Origin of the sequence: Frateuria sp. Soil773, assembly GCF_001428405.1 — a bacterium.
Taxonomy (GTDB): Bacteria; Pseudomonadota; Gammaproteobacteria; order Xanthomonadales; family Rhodanobacteraceae; genus LMSL01.
Window position 1 is genome coordinate 480,643 of sequence record NZ_LMSL01000002.1, and the last position, 284, is coordinate 480,926.

General features: G+C 76.1%; 1 protein-coding gene. It reads left to right on the top strand.

Annotated features, from left to right (window positions below; genetic code table 11):
- Positions 1–284: DUF2345 domain-containing protein (locus ASG87_RS02090; RefSeq protein ID WP_157510854.1), on the top strand; the 284-nt coding region annotated here is incomplete at both ends.

Here is a 284-nt window from a genome sequence, read left to right on the forward strand (position 1 = left end):
CCGACCCGCGGCAGGACGGCAAGTACGCCGGCAGCGTCAACGGCCAGAGCGCCACCAAGCCGCAAGGCGGCCAGCGCAGCGGAGGCGACCCGGTCGAACGCTTCGCCGTGCCCGCCATCGTGCTCGAGGGCCCCGGCGCCGTCGCCCTGACCACGCCCAACAGCGCCACCGCCTTCGCCGGCGAACACCTGCACATCACCAGCCAGCACGACACCCACCTGGCCGCCGGCGCCGCGTTCGCCGCGGTGGCCGGCGACGCGGTCAGCCTGTACACCGCCGCGGGC